The sequence below is a fragment of the Vibrio sp. 1F279 genome (assembly GCF_041439815.1).
In the GTDB taxonomy this organism is placed as follows: domain Bacteria; phylum Pseudomonadota; class Gammaproteobacteria; order Enterobacterales; family Vibrionaceae; genus Vibrio; species Vibrio tasmaniensis_A.
Map to the genome: position 1 here is coordinate 142,538 of NZ_JBGOOU010000009.1, position 18,499 is coordinate 161,036.

The 18,499-nt window shown below is 42.0% G+C and carries 13 protein-coding genes and 3 pseudogenes; 8 read left to right on the plus strand and 8 right to left on the minus strand.

Annotated features, from left to right (window positions below):
- Positions 1–32: 32 nt before the first annotated feature.
- From hutH to hutC, 5 genes are all read right to left on the minus strand, one after another.
- A complete protein-coding gene (gene hutH, locus ACED60_RS09470) occupies positions 33–1,565 on the minus strand; it encodes a histidine ammonia-lyase (protein ID WP_086049202.1) in 1,533 nt (510 codons plus the stop codon).
- A 14-nt stretch (positions 1,566–1,579) separates the two neighbouring features.
- Entirely contained in the window at positions 1,580–3,274 is a 1,695-nt protein-coding gene (gene hutU, locus ACED60_RS09475) for a urocanate hydratase (RefSeq protein ID WP_371727397.1), read from the minus strand.
- Positions 3,275–3,346: 72 nt separating this feature from the next.
- The gene (gene hutG / locus ACED60_RS09480) at positions 3,347–4,375 is read right to left on the minus strand and encodes a formimidoylglutamase (protein ID WP_371727398.1); all 1,029 of its coding nucleotides are present in this window, start codon (positions 4,373–4,375) and stop codon (positions 3,347–3,349) included.
- On the minus strand, positions 4,362–5,612 hold the full coding sequence (gene hutI / locus ACED60_RS09485; protein WP_371727399.1) for an imidazolonepropionase: 1,251 nt from the start codon (positions 5,610–5,612) through the stop codon (positions 4,362–4,364). The genes hutG and hutI overlap by 14 nt, the downstream gene beginning before the upstream one ends.
- 113 nt (positions 5,613–5,725) lie before the next feature.
- The gene (hutC, locus tag ACED60_RS09490) at positions 5,726–6,439 is read right to left on the minus strand and encodes a histidine utilization repressor (protein WP_065680266.1); all 714 of its coding nucleotides are present in this window, start codon (positions 6,437–6,439) and stop codon (positions 5,726–5,728) included.
- Positions 6,440–6,620: 181 nt separating this feature from the next.
- On the opposite strand from hutC, the gene ACED60_RS09495 reads away from it, so the two are divergent.
- The 5 genes and pseudogenes from ACED60_RS09495 (at position 6,621) to ACED60_RS09515 (ending at position 10,618) form a co-directional block, all read left to right on the plus strand.
- Positions 6,621–7,364, plus strand: coding sequence for a sporulation protein (locus ACED60_RS09495; RefSeq protein WP_016789246.1), 744 nt, complete (start codon positions 6,621–6,623; stop codon positions 7,362–7,364).
- Between the two features lie 234 nt (positions 7,365–7,598).
- Positions 7,599–8,160 (plus strand): annotated as a pseudogene (locus tag ACED60_RS09500) (integrase); the annotation flags it as partial.
- Between the two features lie 85 nt (positions 8,161–8,245).
- Positions 8,246–9,400 carry a nucleoid-associated protein gene (locus ACED60_RS09505; protein ID WP_371727400.1) on the plus strand — a complete coding sequence of 385 codons (1,155 nt, stop codon included), beginning with the start codon at positions 8,246–8,248 and terminating at the stop codon, positions 9,398–9,400.
- Between the two features lie 26 nt (positions 9,401–9,426).
- Positions 9,427–10,179, plus strand: coding sequence for a hypothetical protein (locus ACED60_RS09510; RefSeq protein WP_371727401.1), 753 nt, complete (start codon positions 9,427–9,429; stop codon positions 10,177–10,179).
- A 136-nt stretch (positions 10,180–10,315) separates the two neighbouring features.
- Positions 10,316–10,618: a hypothetical protein gene (locus ACED60_RS09515; protein WP_371727402.1), complete on the plus strand. Its 303-nt coding sequence runs from the start codon at positions 10,316–10,318 to the stop codon at positions 10,616–10,618.
- A 30-nt stretch (positions 10,619–10,648) separates the two neighbouring features.
- Here ACED60_RS09515 and ACED60_RS09520 read toward each other — a convergent pair.
- Positions 10,649–10,848 (minus strand): annotated as a pseudogene (locus tag ACED60_RS09520) (helix-turn-helix transcriptional regulator).
- 81 nt (positions 10,849–10,929) lie between these two features.
- Positions 10,930–11,309 (minus strand): annotated as a pseudogene (locus ACED60_RS09525) (hypothetical protein).
- Positions 11,310–11,787: 478 nt separating this feature from the next.
- Between ACED60_RS09525 and ACED60_RS09530 the strand changes: the two are divergent.
- The 3 genes from ACED60_RS09530 (at position 11,788) to ACED60_RS09540 (ending at position 17,708) form a co-directional block, all read left to right on the plus strand.
- The gene (locus tag ACED60_RS09530; protein WP_371727403.1) at positions 11,788–12,990 is read left to right on the plus strand and encodes a tyrosine-type recombinase/integrase; all 1,203 of its coding nucleotides are present in this window, start codon (positions 11,788–11,790) and stop codon (positions 12,988–12,990) included.
- Positions 12,991–13,282: 292 nt separating this feature from the next.
- Entirely contained in the window at positions 13,283–15,613 is a 2,331-nt protein-coding gene (locus ACED60_RS09535) for an AAA family ATPase (protein ID WP_371727404.1), read from the plus strand.
- A complete protein-coding gene (locus ACED60_RS09540; protein WP_371727405.1) occupies positions 15,600–17,708 on the plus strand; it encodes a UvrD-helicase domain-containing protein in 2,109 nt (702 codons plus the stop codon). The genes ACED60_RS09535 and ACED60_RS09540 overlap by 14 nt, the downstream gene beginning before the upstream one ends.
- A gap of 550 nt (positions 17,709–18,258) precedes the next feature.
- Here ACED60_RS09540 and ACED60_RS09545 read toward each other — a convergent pair.
- Positions 18,259–18,444: a helix-turn-helix transcriptional regulator gene (locus ACED60_RS09545; protein ID WP_371727408.1), complete on the minus strand. Its 186-nt coding sequence runs from the start codon at positions 18,442–18,444 to the stop codon at positions 18,259–18,261.
- Positions 18,445–18,499 lie beyond the last annotated feature (55 nt).

Here is an 18,499-nt window from a genome sequence, read left to right on the forward strand (position 1 = left end):
TAACGAGAGTACAGCCCAGTATACGGAAAGTACTAAAAACTTGACAGTGTTCCTTCTGGCATTAGGTGGTTATGAACGGATAACTTGAGTAACAGGTTAGCTTGTTCAATATCTGGAGCAAAATATCTGTCTTTATCGTAGAAGCTCACTTTCTCACGCAAAATCTGCTTCGCTTCTTCCACACGAGGGGAAGATAGATTCGGAGCGCGGAAGTCTAGCCCTTGTGCCGCGGCTAAATATTCTACTGCCAATATCCCACGGGTGTTTTCAGCCATGTATCTAAGCCTACGAGCGGCAAAGGTGGCCATTGATACGTGGTCTTCTTGGTTTGCAGAAGTAGGTAGGCTGTCTATTGAAGCCGGATGCGCTAAGGTTTTGTTCTCACTTGCTAATGCTGCTGATGTTACTTGAGCAATCATAAAGCCAGAGTTCACGCCGCCGTTATCGACTAAGAAAGGTGGAAGTTTGCTTAGCGCGCTATCAATTAGCAGCGCCATTCTTCGTTCTGACAAACTACCGATCTCGGCAATGGCCAAGGCAAGGTTATCGGCTGCCATTGCGACGGGTTCTGCATGGAAGTTACCGCCTGAAATGATATCGCCATCGTCAGCGAAAACTAACGGGTTGTCGGATACGGCATTTGCTTCAATATTTAAGGTTTCTGCTGAATTACGAATCTGCTGTAAACACGCCCCCATCACTTGAGGTTGACAACGCAGTGAGTAAGGGTCTTGAACCTTTTCACAACAAGTGTGTGATTCACCAATCTCACTCTTTTGATCAAGCATATGACGGTAAGCAAGTGCTGCATCCATTTGGCCACGGTGACCACGAACGCGATGAATACGCGGATCAAACGGACGACGGCTACCCAGCGCTGCTTCTACGGACATCGCACCACATACGGTTGCAGACGCGAATAAGTCTTCAGCTGCAAACAGACCTTCTAATGCAAATGCTGTCGATGCTTGTGTGCCGTTTAACAGAGCTAAGCCTTCTTTCGGAGCAAGTGTTATTGGCTCCAAGCCTGCGATCTGCATTGCTTCTAAGCCAGTGATGATCTTGCCGTTGTGGCGTGCTTGGCCTTCACCTAGCAGTACCGTACTCATGTGGGCGAGGGGAGCAAGATCTCCTGAAGCACCCACAGATCCTTTTTGTGGAACACATGGGTAAACCTGTGCGTTCACAAGATCGATAAGGGCATTAATCACTTTGAGGCGGATACCAGAGTAACCGCGAGACAAGCTGTTAATCTTTAACACCATCATCAAGCGAACAGTTTCATCAGACATGAATTTACCAATGCCCGCCGCGTGAGAAAGCACGATACTTTTCTGTAGTACTTCTAAATCCTCAGGGGCGATTTTGGTATTTGCTAACAAGCCAAAACCCGTGTTGATGCCATACACAGTGCGATCTTCAGCAATCACTTGTTCGACAACGTGCATGCTCGCTTCTATATCAGGAATCGCTGCTGGATCGAGTGATAAGTTCACAGGGCTACGGCTAATCTTACGCAGTTCAGGCAGGCCTAGAAGTCCTGGCTTAAGTAATAAATTCAACATGTTCTCTCCAGACATTAAAGGCGACGAAGTTCTTCGTTTAGCATAGGTAAATCAAGCTTCTGCTCTTTGGCACACTGCTTGGCAATATCGTAACCCGCATCAGCATGGCGCATAACGCCAGTTGCCGGATCATTGTGAAGTACACGAGCAATACGTTGTGATGCATCTTCACTGCCGTCACAACAAATCACCATTCCTGAGTGTTGTGAGAAGCCCATGCCAACGCCGCCACCGTGGTGCAGAGAAACCCATGTTGCGCCGCCTGCAGTATTTAGAAGGGCGTTCAATAGAGGCCAGTCTGATACGGCATCTGAGCCATCCATCATGCCCTCTGTTTCACGGTTCGGGCTTGCCACTGAACCTGAATCGAGGTGGTCACGACCGATAACAACGGGTGCTTTCAGTTCGCCATTTTTAACCATTTCATTGAATGCTTGACCTAAACGTTCGCGATCTTTCAAACCGACCCAACAGATACGAGCTGGTAGGCCTTGGAACTGAATACGTTCACGCGCCATATCTAGCCAGTTGTGTAGATGTGGGTTATCTGGAATCAGCTCTTTTACTTTTTGGTCTGTTTTGTAGATGTCTTCTGGGTCGCCAGAAAGGGCAGCCCAACGGAACGGGCCGATGCCTTCACAGAATAAAGGACGAATATATGCAGGTACGAAACCCGGGAAATCAAATGCGTTTTCCACGCCTTCTTCCAGTGCCATTTGGCGAATGTTGTTGCCGTAATCTAAGGTCGCAGCGCCACGGTACTGAAGATCTAGCATAGCTTGTACTTGAATGGCCATGGACTGCTTAGCGGCTTTCACTACTTTAGCTTCATCAATGGTTCGTTCTTGTGCTGCTTTCTCCATCGTCCAACCTTGAGGCAAGTAGCCGTTCAGTGGATCGTGGGCAGAGGTTTGGTCAGTCACTACGTCAGGCGTGATATTGCGTTCAACAAGCTCTGGGAATACGTCTGCTGCGTTACCAAGCAAGCCAACAGAGATTGGCGTGTCTGATTCTTTAATCATTGCCATCGCTTCATCGATGCTGGTGGCTTTTTTGTCTACATAGCCAGTACGCAAGCGGTAGTCGATTCGTGATTCATCACATTCAACCGCAATCATTGAAAAGCCAGCCATTGTAGCTGCGAGAGGTTGAGCACCACCCATGCCGCCAAGACCACCCGTTAGAACCCACTTACCGTTTGCTTCGCCTTGGAAATGCTTCTTCGCGATAGCGACAAACGTTTCATAAGTACCTTGAACGATGCCTTGTGAGCCAATGTAAATCCAGCTGCCTGCGGTCATCTGGCCGTACATCATCAAGCCTTCTTTATCGAGCTCGTTGAAGTGCTCCCAATTCGCCCAGTGTGGAACAAGGTTAGAATTCGCGATCAGTACGCGAGGTGCGTTTTTATGAGTCGGGAACACGCCTACAGGTTTACCTGATTGAACAAGTAATGTTTGGTCGTCTTCTAAACGCTCTAATACTTCAACAATCTTGTCATAACATTTCCAATCACGTGCCGCGCGACCGATACCGCCATACACAACCAGTGCATGTGGATGTTCTGCCACATCAGGGTCTAGGTTATTCATCAGCATACGCAGTGGTGCTTCTGTTAACCAAGATTTAGCGCGCAATGTGGTGCCATGAGGTGCGCGAATTTCGCGAGTCGTGTCGAGACGAGGGTCACTGTTGTGGTGTTCCGTCATTTTGGAATTCCTTCTGTTTCACGTTATATCGTTGTAGTTGTAGTTGTAGTTGTAGTTATCGGTATAGCTGGATTAGTCGCTGGCCATTGCACTGGCTATATCCCAACACAAACGTGCCGCCAATCGAGCCGTTTGGCTATCGACGTCGTAGTCTGGGTTGTATTCCGCAATGTCCGCGATAATGAGTTTTTCACTGTGTTGGAAAATCTGTTCTAGAAAAGGAGCGAGTGCTTCATAGCTCACGCCTCTTGCCGCTGGTGCACTGACGCCCGGCGCAGTCGCCGCTGGAAATACGTCTAGATCGATAGTGAGATAGAGGTAATCACACTCAGCGATGAATTTTTGTAACTTAACCAGTTGAGCGACTTGGTTTACTTGGGTCATGTTGCGGTCGTGTTCATACCAAACGCCCAGTTGGTCTGCTTTATTAAACAGCGCTTTGGTATTACTAGCCGCACTCACACCAAGACAAGCGTAATGAAAAGGCCACTGATGTGTATGGCAGTAATCGCTAATCTGGTTGAAAGGCGTACCTGAACTCGGTTTAATATCAGTAATGTTGCTTTCAAATTCGCGAAGATCAAAGTGAGCATCAAAATTGACGATACCGATCTTAGGTTTGTGCTCTGATTGAATTTTATTTAGATGTTCCGCAAGACCTTGGAACGATGCCCAAGCAACCTCGTGACCACCGCCAAGGGTAATCACTTTGTTGGTTGATAAAGCATTAGCAATTACAGACGCACACTGTTTTTGGCTGACTTCGAGCTGGCCATCATTACATTCGATATCACCAAGATCCGCGATGTGCGCGTCACTGTGCCAAGCCATATTAGCCAACGCTTGGCGAATCAGGTTAGGTGCTTGTTTCGCACCCACGCGTCCTTTATTCCTTGCAACACCGGCATCGCTGGCAAAGCCTACCAAGGCGATAGCGCCATCAGTAAGCTCGTTACTTAAATCGCTACTTTGCACTTGCTTGGTAATGTGATGAACGCGGGTGCCGAGTGCGCCATCTTCAAGATCATTACGCCCAGTCCACACGAAGTTATGTACGGTTTCTGCGTTCTTTTGAATGCTGTTGGATTTAGATTGAGTCATGACATACCTCGCCATTAACAATGCGTTTATGCAGATGAGGAACACCAACTTGATAGCTTAAGTCGGCAGGGTGAACGATATTCCAGATAGCCAAATCAGCGGCATAACCAATTTCAATTCTGCCTTTGGTTTGTGATTCGCCAATGGCAGCCGCAGCATGAAAAGTTACACCGCGTAGCGCTTCTTCAGGCGTCGTACCAAACAGGGTGCAGCTCATGTTCATCATTAGTGTTAAGTCAGCAAAAGGAGAAGTGCCGGGGTTTAAGTCGGTCGCTATCGCCATTGGAATGTTGTGTTCACGAAGTAAAGCAATAGGAGGCTGTTGAGTCTCTTTCAGGAAGTAGAAAGCACCGGGTAGCAAGGTGGCTACTGTCCCTGATTCCGCCAGTGCTTTTACTCCGGTTTCATCAAGGTACTCAACATGGTCAACAGAGAGTGCGCCGTATTTTGCTGCAAGCGCACTGCCACCCATATTAGAAAGTTGTTCAGTGTGGCCTTTAATCGCGAGCCCATATTCTTTGGCTGTTGCAAAGACACGTTCGGTTTGTTCTAGGTTGAAGCCGATAGATTCACAAAACACGTCAACAGCATCGGCGAGCCCTTGCTCTGCAGCTTTAGGAATGATCTCTTGGCAAACCAGATCAATATAACGATCGGGCTGCTCTTTATATTCGGGCGGCACAGCGTGTGCTGCAAGGAGAGTAGTGGTGATCTTAATTCGGCGATGATTTTCTAACGCTTTCGCTGCACGTAACATCTTGAGCTCATCTTCAAGTGTTAAACCATAGCCCGATTTTATTTCGATGCTGGTGACGCCACTTCTTAGCAGGCCGTCTAATCTAGGCAGCGCCATCTCAACCAATTCGGCTTCTTGTGCTGCTCGCGTCGCAGTGACTGTTGCTAAAATACCACCGCCTTGCTTGGCGATGTCGGTGTAAGACACACCATTCAAACGCTGCTCAAATTCATTGGCACGATTACCCGCAAATACGAGGTGAGTGTGGCAATCAATCAGCCCAGGGGTGACTAACTTGTTTTTGCAATCATAGGTGATGTAATCCAAAGAACCATCAATACTTACTTGTTCTAACTCAGAAGCACGTACGCCTTGGTTTGAACAATAGATGGACACGATCTTACCGTCTTCGATAACGATATCTTGAGGGGAAGAGGGCTGATAACCATCGGCTCCCGAGCTCATCGAGACCACTCGTGCGTTTTTGAGGATCAAATTCATAATCACCTAGATCTTTGCTAAACATTAAATGTATATACAAATAAATAGGCTAAACTCTGACCCGAATCAAGTTGATGTTGCAAAAATGTGATCGGCGATCAGGATGATATTCTTTAATCTAGAAGTATCTTGGAGCTTAATTTGTACTTAGAACCAGGATGGTAGAGCAATGCAAAGCTGATGAGACGTTCTTTGCTCCATGTTCTTCTATTCAAAAGTAGGCAAGGCTCTGATTCAGAAAGTTTTAGTGACGTTCTAATTTGAGAGTCAGGAATAATGGCTTCAACCGTATGCTCGATAGCACTCAACGGGCAGCTTTTTGAAAGGTATTCGTTGGGTGTAGAGGTTGAAAAATCTTGCTCTAGGTATTTTGGAGCGGTTTGAGAGTTCACCCAACGCGCTTCCAATTGAATCGGTGCGTTGTCGGCAAAGTGTATGATTTCACTATAGAACACTTCTGCATTAATCATCACACCTAACCGTGTAGCCGTGCTTTCATCAGCTTTGATGCTATCGTGTTTGATAACTTGGCTAGTATACGTTTGGCCACGGTCTTTGATCTCTTGCGCGATGTTGTTGATATCAAGCAGCGGAGATTGCGCCTTTTCGTCTGGTTCACAAACAAAAGTACCTAGCCTTGGCTTCCTGATGAGTTTGCCTTCAGACACCAAATCTCGAATCGCTTTATTGACCGTCATTCGACTCACATTGAACTGCTCGGTAAGTTCGAGTTCTGTGGTTATCTGGTAACCCACTGGCCAGTGACCACTGTTGATATTATCGTCTATGAACTGTTTTATCTGAAGGTAGAGCGGCGCTTTCGACATAATGAAACCTTATTTGACTATACAAATAGAGTAACGGAATTTTTCACGATTTCAACATTTCCTCGGGCAATGTGACCTTATTCAACATAGATGGGGCAAATTACTTGATTCTGTGAGGCAAGTGTCGCAAATTGTCACGCAATAACTATTCGTAAATCAGATAATTAGAAAGGGAAATAATATGTTTAAGAAATTAAAGGCCTCGTTGGGCATCGGTGCAGCAAAGGTTGATACTGTCTTAGATAATATTGAAGTTTTCCAAGGTGGAGAGTTGTCTGGCAATGTTCACATTGTTGGTGGCGACGTTGAGCAACAAATCGACTTGATTAACTTGGTTCTCAACACAGAAGTAAAAGTAGAAACGGAAGACAGTACCAGCTACGAAACCTTTTCACTGGGTCGTATTCAAGCGGTAGAGCCTTTCGTTATCCAACCGGGCGAAACCAAACTGGTTCCATTCCGTCTTAAGTTAAATGATGAAACGCCAGTCACCGCGTTGAACGCACAAATGAACCAATGCCATGTGTGGGTAGAAACCAACCTAGATATCGGTTTCGCGATTGACCCTAAAGACCGTGACTTTATCTCCGTACACCCATTGCCAACAGTTGCTAAAATCATCCAAGGCGTAGAAGCATCGGGAATGGCAATGGTGAAAGCTGATGTAGAGAAGGGCTTCTTGAAAGGCAACAGCTTTGCTTCTCGCTCTGGTTGTTACCAAGAGATTGAATTTCGTAGCGGCGGCTTTATGAATAATAAAGAGATCGAGCTATCATTCATCGTTGAAGGCTCAATGGTTCACTGCCTAGCAGAAATCGACCGTTCAATGAGCTTCCGCGGCGACCAATACATCTCATTCAGCCTACCTGCAAACGCGGCCGATTCTGACATTCGCAACGCAGTCTCAAGAATCATGAGTGCGTAGTTCCCTTTCTGTTAGTAGTCGCTTTTTCTATTAATAGAAACAAGACAGTACGATTTCCATAGCCGAACTTAACTGTTCGGCTTTTTTGTTTGTAAATAAAGACAAAGAATCAATCATTGAACGTTAGCTTAGGGTGTTAGAAGGCTCTATATTGAAGAGACATTTAAGTTATGTAGTTTTTGTGGCGCTGTGGGACTAACATTTTACGTGTTGCTTGTGTGTATCAAGAAGTCAAACTCCTTTCTCAAATACAATATGCTTACGGAAGTAAAGAAAACCGATGTAGGTACAACAACAGATACCAAAAAGAGCAAGCAGACAGAAGCTATCGTTAAAGCACTATGGAAAGCTATTGGCGACATAGGTGTACATGAGAGCAATAAAACTTCCTACGCCTGATGATGATACTTGCCAACCGCAGTAACGAGCTGCGCTTAGCGGAGAAGCAAGGTTTCGATTTGGAAGTGCTAGTGTGGACAGTACCAGTAGAGAATAACAAAATCCGCAAAAAGCAGGGTGGGTGATTCGACGTGCAATTACAGCATTGGCAGAAGAAGTCATTCGAAACCAGTTCGCTATTTATCCTGACCTTGAAATTATGTTCCCACCAGTGAAAGTTGAACATGATAGGCCAATGGCCGAGAACGAGCCTGTAGAGTTTGGCCGTAAACTGGCTGAAACCATGCTAGGGAATAAAGTACACACCGGTGTTTAAAGTCATTATTTGGATTATGGCTATTTAGATGAACAGGAATGGGCTTATTCGATGTGGTGCAAGATCCTAAAAAATAAATGATAGCTCAAGGTCTCTTAATGCACTTAGTTACTTAAGAGTTTTGTTGTAGTACTATGCGCCAAAAATTATGGCTAGGTAAGAATTAATGTTAGAAGTTGTGAATGCAATAGCGTATCGCGGTTCTGTTACAGAAGAGCAGGATAAGAAGCGCGTTTGGTCAATACAGGCTGGTGTTCGATGGGGTACTGAGTCGAAAAATGTAATCGATTTTGTACAGAAATCTAACGCGAAAATAGGCGATAGTTTTAAAGAGTATACGACTTTCCGCAGCCTTGAGAATGCAAGCCCTAAAGAATTTCCCGTGTTACTCAAGCAATATCACGATTCGAACCATTCGGCTGGCAATTTTAAATCGTTCCATGAAAGCTATGTTAAGCATAAGTTGGAGAAAAACCTTCAAAAATCCAATTTGAAAGAAGGTGCAGTAATCGTATTTGTACATTACCGCACTTGGTCTGACCCTGAAGTGACGTTAGATAGCGAGGGTGAAAAGCACCCAGAGCCAGATTTTACTAAGGAAATTTTAGAAGATAAGTTCTCTGTACTTATGGTGCGAAATACTGGCGCGTTAAAGTTCAATAAGGATTTGCAACTTGATTCTATTGATGTTATCGACCTTAAGCAGTTTGTTCAAGGCTGCCAAATCGATGTGAAACGTTTTTCAAATCCTAGTGGTGAAGTTGATGGCCAGCATGATAACTACCTAGCGTTTATTAAAGGTGGCGCAGACATTAGGGATTACTTTAAGGATGCTTTGTTTGCTGAAGATAGCGTAACAAATAAGTTAAGTACTGAGAATTTCAAAAGAGCATTTGATGATTTTTGTGTCGAATACAGTGAAGAAATGCCTCGTTCAGTTAAAGACACTATGCAATCAAAGATTTTCGACTTGTCACAGGCCTACAAAAATTTACCTGTTACTTTGGATCTTATAGGAGCAGAGATCGATGGGTGCATTCCTGCAAAGATGGCCAGCCTAAGAGGTCAGTTTGTAAAGTTCGCGAATGAAGGTCCATATGAGATTAATGAAGAGTTCGCACTCAATGCAGCTGTCATCAAAGATTTTGTATATGTAGAGCTAGATGTTGGCTTTGGTATGCTAAAGTTAACCAAAGAGTCCATTGGTAACATGACCGAAAGTAGGAATGTTGCATTTGATCAGACAAACAATAAGTTAACCCTTTCAACAACATTGAGTAAGAAACACCAAATTGATTTGATTAACAATATTATTAAGTAATGAATAATACCTCTTTGATTAAACTCTTGACTGAACTTGATGCGCTTTCCTCCGAAGGCGTATCTTGTGACGCTCAATACCTAGAGATGAGTTTTTGCGAAGATAATTTTGGGTCTTCTGATCGAGCTGTTGAAGAGCTAAAGCAGTTGGATCCTAATAATCGCCTCTGCTTACAGTACACTACTCTGAGATCATCGAACAAAAAGCTTTCGATATCTAGGGAGCCATTCAAGGGTGTTTACGACGATTTTCAATCATTATTCAATGACTACTTTGAGTTTTGTATGGAAGGAAAACTCGACGATAGCCATAAAGATTTTTTCTTGATAGATAAGACTCTTCCATGCGTTGTTGAGGACTTGTACACGCAGTTCTTCAACTTGAGTGAGTGGGTTAAACTTAGTAAAAATGCAATTGGCAATCATCATTACTCAGCCAAAGAGAGTGTCTTAAAGTTTTACATTCTTGAAGAGCTAGAGGATGAGAAGAAAGTGAAAACGAGAGAATTGCTAATAAATACTGCATTAGTATTTCGCTTGTTTGAAAAAATTAGACAGGTGCCAATCGGGTTTGACTTTAGAAAAGATGAAAACTATGTCATTGAGAAAAAACTGGTTTTAGGCTCGACGTTTTTGAAGTTCTTCAAAATGGATGAGTGTGAGGATGTTATTGTTAAGGATATCATGACTAATCCTGATGACTTTGAGGGTAAATTTTTAGCGGATTATGATTTTTATACTAAGAAGTTTTCGATCGATAAAGTTACCCGCGAAGTCTAAAGTCGAGTATCTAGATAAGGTTAGCAATATAATTCATGACAATCAGGCTAAGGCTCTAGCTATACCTGTGGTGATACTAGGCACTAGTTTACTAAGAGCATGGGATATAAAATCTGCATTACTAATTTGTACAGCTATGGCACTTTCTGTGTATTTAGTAGCGCTAAACTTATGGCATAAACGTAAGGCAATTATAGACTGTAGAGATAGTGGTCTAAAAGTACTAGGTCAGATGGAGTATGACGGTATTGGTGACTCTACGCCAAAAGAACATTGTGATATATTTGAACTGGCTAGAGAAAAAATCCGTAATAAGGCTGATGATGCTTTAGATCTGTTTCGTTATATTAGAAATGGATTAGTTGTAGCTATTTTATTGTGGGCGGTATATCTAATATGGTTATACAAAGCGGTTACACCAGTCGTTGATGGAAGTTAAAGGGAAGTACTAGCTTCTCTTCTTAAGCTCTCAAGTCACCCTTCGCTCTTTCGCCCATTCAATGAATCTTTGTATGGGCGTTTTCCTCTCATGCCTTTTACCGCTTTTGGGAAGCCAAGTTCTTGAGTCCAACGCCACAGAGTAGGTTGGCTAATACCAAGAGTTTCACGAACCTCTTTATCGCTGATGAAAAAGCGTTGTGTTGCTAGGTTTATCGTTGAATTAGCCATTTTGATTTCCTCTCTTAACTGAATTTTTCATATAACAAACATAAAACACCGCGCAAATAACGGCATAGACGGCGAAACTGCTCATTGGGCCACTTCTTTTGCTGGTGGCATAATTCGTACCCGGTTTGTTGTGCGCCAACACATTGCATCCCCATTAAACAAGCCGCCTTCGCATGACTTAGCGCAGCCTTGTGGTAGCTGTTCACCACATTTACCGCAGCAACCCAAGTCGCTTTCAATCTTTGATATCTCGTTATGAACACGGTGAATAAGCGACTACAAAGCTTCAACTTGGGTGTAAGGTTCACTGGGCAAGCGAAGAACTGGCAAATTTCATTAAGCTTTGCGATTTCATCGGGTGATAACGTCACTCTGATATCGTTATTGCCACTGGTCTTACGCTTATCCCTTAGGCGCTGTGCACGAGCAGCTACTTGCTTGCGTTTTCGTTTTTTATTCATTTTGAAGCCTTACGCTTACGAGATATTGCTGTCTTTTCATTGGAGCGAGTAGCTGGCGAGCTTTGCCACCACGCCCTCCGAACGAAGCGGTTGGAGAGCGGGCAGATTCTCTCTGTCATTGTCATTTCATATAATTTCGTTACAATGTTCGGCTACTCACAAATGAGGCATCTGTATTTGCTTCTATGTGGGTATCTTTATTATGCATATATCTCCAATCAACATACTTGTTGGTTGAAAAACATATATTAAACATTTTCATGTGTTGCTTGGTGTGTCTCAAGACGTGAATCTCCCTTCTTATTGCAATTCCTCTTTACCATTCATACCCCTTGATAGAACCCTTTCAATACAAACGCTTAACAAAAAGAACGTCATTCAAACTATTTGTTGGATACTAGCTCATATTGCTTAGAATACACTTGCATTCATATGAGATTTGTACCAAATTTGTACCAAATATTTTTGGTACAAATGAATGGCAATCACAGATGCTTGGCTAAGAGCCACACAAGGTAAGCCTTACAAAGGGCAACCCGAAGTCACCCATAGAGATGGCTTAGGCGTGCGTGTGAGCCCGAAAGGAAAAGTGACCTGGGTTTACCGCGTTACCTACCTAGGTAAAGCCATAAAAATGAAACTTGGCGAATACCCAGCCATGAAAATGCGCGATGCATTACGCGAGCGTGAAAAGAAAGCTGAGCTCGTTATCTTAGGCATTGACCCAAGAACAGGCATCAACCCTTCAGACAAAGCCCTACCCAATACAGTAGACGACTTAATCGACTATTGGGTTGAACACCACGGCAAAGACAACGTAAAGCAGTGGCAAGCACTACAGAAGATGTTTAGAACAGACATCAGCCCATACTTAGGCCAGCGCCAAGCCAAACACCTAGAACTGACCGATTACATGCCTGTATTTCAAAAGGCTAAGATTCGCGTGAGTGCCAAGCATTCAGCAAACCTTATGTCGCGCTTTAAACAAGTGCTGTCTTATGCTGTTCGTCACGGTTTACTCAAATACAACATGCTTGCAGAAATAAAGAAAACCGATGTAGGTGCTCCAACAGACACCAAAAAGAGCAAACAGACAGAAGCTGGCGTTAAAGCACTATGGAAAGCCATTGACGACATAGGTGTGCATGAGAGCAACAAAAACTTCCTACGCCTAATGATGATATTTGCCAATCGTAGTAACGAGCTGCGCTTAGCGAAAAAACAAGACTTTGATTTAGAAGCACTTGTTTGGACGGTTCCAGCAGAGAATAACAAGATCAGGAAAAAGCAGGGCGGGGCAATTCGACGCGCGATTCCACCATTGGCAGAAGAAGTGATTCGAAATCAGTTCGCTATTTATCCTGATCTAGACATCATGTTCCCACCAGTGAGAGTTGAACATGACAGGCCAATGGCCGAGAGCGTGCCTGTAGAGTTTGGTCGTAAGTTAGCTGATGCGATAGAGGCGGCAGGTTTCCCCAGAACAACCAACCACGATATGCGAAGAACAGCTCGCAATATGTGGGAAGCTATGGGCGTTCCATTTCACGTGGCTGAAACTATGCTCGGACATAAAGTACATACTGGTGTACAGAGCCACTATTTGGATTACGACTATTTAGATGAGCAGAGAGAATCTTATAGTTTATGGGCTGCTTTTGTTAAGTGTGAAAATGAATAGTTTTAGTTGTAGTAACTCACAACTGGACAGAAGCGAGGTAGATTTCCTGCTCTAACTCACCGAGACAGAGTTAGTAAAACTAAGCCTACTCTCCAGTAGCAAAACGCAAGACTTGACCCCCTTTGGCTCCGTTAATGAGTCATTTTCCGGTATATAAGCTTAATTTACCGTCATCGGTCAAAATGGCTTTAAATTGTGTCCATGGCTTTAATCAAATATCCAACATAGTTAATCAGTTACAGTGAATTAACTAAGTAAACGGCTTAAAAAGAATAGATAAGAGGCAAATCCCGTGCATTTAGAAAGTCTAACCATAAAGAATTACCGAAAATTTCGTTCTACAGACAATACGGTATGCTTCGTTAAGCCTGAAGTTATCGATATGAGTACGGAAGAAAAGCAAACAGAGTCAGTAATTGCTCCTTCAACAACCTTGATCATCGGTAAGAATAACGCCGGTAAAACTACAGTCGTGAATGCATTAAAGATGCTATGCCATAATGAACAAGCCTCAGCATCAGACTTTAATCTCTCTTACTTAAATGAGTTATTCAATCAATATAAGCAAGCTTTTGAAGCTGATAAAGCTACAAATTTTGAACGCCTAGAGACCCCTAATTTAGAGTTCACCTTGAGGGTTAAAGTGGACTTTAACGATGAAGATTTGATGACTCATCTTGCTCCTTTTATGCCAATTAGTGAAGAAGGTAATGGGGAACCCATTAGCGTGCGCATCATGGTTAAGGTAGCGCTTACCGAAGAATCTGCATTTAAAGAGGAAGCGAGCAAGATTTTTAAGACTACTGATTCTGAAGGTAAAGAGCTAGGGAACAACCAACGGTTTGAGAAGTTTTATGCATTGCTTTCAAAAGAGAATAGCGTTATTCAAACAGAGGGTAATCTTTATCAAACTACGTTTATTGATCTTCTTGGAGATGCAACAGAGAAGTTTTCCCTAAAAAAACTGATAAATATTAAAGAAATTAAAGCTAATCGCCACCTTAAAGAGGGTGTACTAAGCAATGTCTTTAACAAGATAGTTGCCTTTCAGTTCACTAATGATGCTAGTTCTCGCTCTGATTTAGAAGCCAGCATAGAGTCGATTAATGAACAGATATCTGGAAATGTGGGTTCTAAGAGTACTGATATTTCTCAAGTCTTGGGGAAAGTAGAAAGCACAAACAAGGTTGATTTGAATCTGTCGGGCAACGTTACTTACGATGCCATCATGAAAGGACTGATCAAATATAACTTCATGGATGGCGATGATTACATTCCTGAAGATCAATTTGGCTTAGGCTATATCAATTTGCTAAACATTATTGGTGAAATCATCCATTTTGTGGATAGCTATGAAGACAAAAGTCACTTTAGTCGCATTAATCTACTCTTTATTGAAGAGCCAGAAGCGTTTATGCACCCTCAGATGCAGGAATTCTTCATTAAACGTATTGATAATGCAGTAAAAAAGGCACTAGAAATCGCAAATGCGTCTTCAAAAGATGCAAAAATACTACAGTGCCAGATAGCGATTACTACTCACTCTTCTCATATTGTCAATAGTAAGATTCACAGCAGTAATACCTTCAATAATATTAACTATTTAACCTCAATTAACAAATGCACTAAAGCTATAAATCTGACAGATGAAGCTGTAGTTTCTAGTGAAGACAGTGATGCTAACAAAAAGCTTAATTTCATTAAGAAACACATAAAGTATAAAGTCTCAGAGTTGTTCTTTTCTGACGCGATTATATTTGTTGAGGGCATTACAGAAGAAACCTTGCTAAATTACTATTTGGAAAACCACCCAACTCTTAGCAAGTACTATATCTCCGTGTTTAACATCAATGGTGCACACGGCAAATTGTATCTTCCTTTAGCGAAAAAGCTTAGCGTCCCTAGCTTGATTGTGACTGATTTGGATATTAAGCGTGTAAAGTGTGAGAAAGGTGAGAAGCACAAAAAAAGTGAAACATGTGTGGTTTGTGGTCAGCAGCCTGAAGAAGGTGATACTCCTTATGTGGCAGGATCAGAGCCAACCTATGTTCAAATCATTAACCTTAATGGGCGTATAACAACCAATGAAACCCTTAAAAAATTCAATAATCAGCTGAGAGATAAACCAAAAAATGATGCAGATAAACTTTATGATATCGAATTCTTTGAGGATGATAACCTCTATGTTGTATTCCAAAAAGAGCCTATTGAGGGGCAACACGCGACTAGCTTAGAAGAAGCGTTAATCTTAACGAATTACCAAAATGATATTATCAATGATGTGGTTAAAGACTGTAAGCCGGATATATATAAGAGTATTTTAAATGAAGGGGGGCAAGAATCACGAACAAACCTAATTCGTAACTCTTATAAGCTACAAAAGAAACTCTCAGACAGTAAGAGTAAGTTCTCTAATGAACTGATATTTAGTCTGCTTTCCTCAGAAGAGGGTGATGATTTACCTAACTTACCAAACTATTTAAGAAATGGCTTAGATTGGCTTGTTACTAAACTGCAAATTAATGATACACCTTTAGTAAGTAGGGTTGAGGCAGTGGTTGATGTGGAAGCTGAAAGCAATGCAATAGAATGTACGGGAGTCACATCTGATGACGCAGAATGAAATGGTGGAACTGCAGGTTCAGGAAAGCATTAATAAACATATCGATGATTTCAACAGCTTTCGTTTCAACGCTGGTGCTGGTGCTGGTAAAACCTATGCACTGATAGAAACGCTAAAATACGTTACTATCAATAAGATAACAGCCACCAAAAGCCCGCAAAAAGTGGCGTGTATCACTTATACCAATGTTGCGGTGAATGAAATAAAGAGCCGACTAGGTAACTCAGATACGGTACAAGTTTCGACCATTCATGAAAGGTTGTGGGAGATCATAAAAAGGGCCCAGCCTCAGCTTTTGATCTGCCATAAAGTGAAAATAGAAGAGGTTATAGAGCAAAACAATCAAAACTTGTTCAGCTCCGATAAAGCAAAATTCTTTATTGGCCTTGATGAGCTACAGCGACAAGAATTCATTGAGTTTGCAATGCAGACTAAAGATCTTTTCTATCAATCTAAAAAATTAAACGCTACACCTTTTAGAAAATCTTATACAAATAATACTGAGATTCATAAACCAAAATTTCTCGATAAATGCCTGAAAAGTGCTGATAAATTCAAATATGTCGTTGGTCTATTGTATAAGAATCAAAGGCTTGAAGAGTGTTTGAATAGAATTGACGCAGGAAAAGAAAAGCGTGTTAATTATGACAGCAAGGTAAATGCAGACAGACTTCATCGAATGAAGTTCAGCCATGATACTCTGCTTGAATATGGACTGAAGCTCGTTGAAACTTACCCTACTCTTTGCCGCATTATTATTGATAGCTACCCTTATTTCTTTATTGATGAATATCAGGATACACACAGAAATGTGGTTAAGTTTGTCAAAACCATTAATGACTATGCGATTAAAAACAATAAAGAGTGGATGGTAGGCTACTTTGGTGATACTGCGCAGTGTATTTATGAGGATGGCGTTGGGCGAGATATCACCGAGCTTCATGATGGACTTGATGATATCAACAAGGTATTTAATCGACGCTCACATCAGCAAATTATAGATGTTGCCAATAACATTCGTGATGATGAAATAGTTCAAAAGCCTATTTTTGACGATCGAAATAATGGTTCGGTAAGTTTTTTTTACCATAACTCTGAGGACAAGCTAGCAACAGCGCAACAATTTATCGCCGAATATAAAAGTGATTTAGCTAAAGCCAATAAAGAAGAAGGTTATACAGATGCCGACAATGACAAGATCCATTGCCTAGTATTAACCAACCGACTCATGGCAAGCTTTAATGGGTTTGAAGGTGTATATGATGTATATAGCAAGTCAAAGATTTATTATAACGATCTAAATACCCAAGTATTATCTCACGAATTAGATAAACTGCACCCAACGGCTTTAACTATTTACTACCTGATTAAGCTTTATCAAGATATACAGCAAGGAGAGGTTTCGTACTATGATGTTTTTGGATCATCAAGTAAGAACATGGCCTTTTCCAAAGCAAGCTTGGTTATTCGTGAATTAGAAAATAAAGACGTTGCATCATTAAATTGCTGGGTCGAATTAATTATCGATCGACTTGGAAATAGCGATGCTAAAGAAGCACTAGGTAAAGCATTAATTAATCGCATTAATTATGAGCAAGATAAAGTTACTTCTTCTGATGTGTTTCGCTCAACGTTGTTAGACAGCATTAATACTCTAATGAATGAAGATTCGGAAGATGAATATACAGCAAAAGAAAAAGTTGATAGCGTTTTAGCGCTGCCATTCACATCCTTAATAAACTGGGCTAACTTTATTGATGGTATCGAAGCTGATGATATTAGCTATCATACCTATCATGGCACTAAGGGGGAAGAATACAAGAATGTCGCCATCATCCTAGAGCATAGCTTTGGTAGTAAGAATAAAGATAAATTTAAAAATTATTTTAATGCTGTACAACAAGGTGCTAAGGAAAAAGAGCGCCTTTTTGCTGATCCCGATGCGGAAGAAAAGCATCTTAATACGCAAAACTTGCTCTATGTTGCTTGCTCGCGAGCGATAAAAAATCTCAGAGTACTGTATTTAGACGATATCTCAGTGATAAAGAATGGCATTAAGACTATTTTTGGTGAGAGCAAACCTTGGACAAAATAGAGGAGAAGCACATTTATTCGTAATTTGTTGCCCTTGAGCAACAAGTTAACGGTGAACCTTGCAGTTGCCTTGGTATGAGTATGGTGTTGTTGATCAAATCGGTGCTTCTGACGAAGAATCCAAAGGGGGGAAATCTGCTTTTTGCCGGCTCATTAGTACATGTATGGGAAAAGTAGATGTTAGTTCGACCGGGCTTCACAAGCTATAGCTTCCTTCGGGGCAAATGCGTTAGCTGAAATCAAGCTAGCGATAACCTGTCAAATCTAGTCTCATCGAGGTTACGAAACTGACAGATTGCATTCAGACTAATTCATTTTAGTTATGCGGGCCACATATTGGGTTTTGAACTAAGATTAACCAGCAATTTTTCAATTTCTTACACAAAATTAAAGAGCAAGGCTAATTTGTCATCGTTGAGAATATTGATACCCCACCTCTTCTCAAAGGTTCTATTGGTATTGATACATTCTATGGAAATAATGCCTTACCAGAGTAATGCATCAGTTTATCCTAATCAAAAAGGGAAGCGCCTGCTTCCCTTTCTAAATGCTTAAATCATCCCGCGCTCTTTCGCCCATTCAATGAATTCTTTGTATGGGCGTTTTCCTCTCATCCCTTTCACCGCTTTTGGGAATCCAAGTTCTTGAGTCCAACGCCACAGAGTAGGTTGGCTAATACCAAGAGTTTCACGAACCTCTTTATCACTGATGAAAAAGCGTTGTGTTGCTAGATTAATGTATCCGCCCCATGAACCCACGGGGCGACTTGTCAGTGTTTGAAGTTCCAAGGTA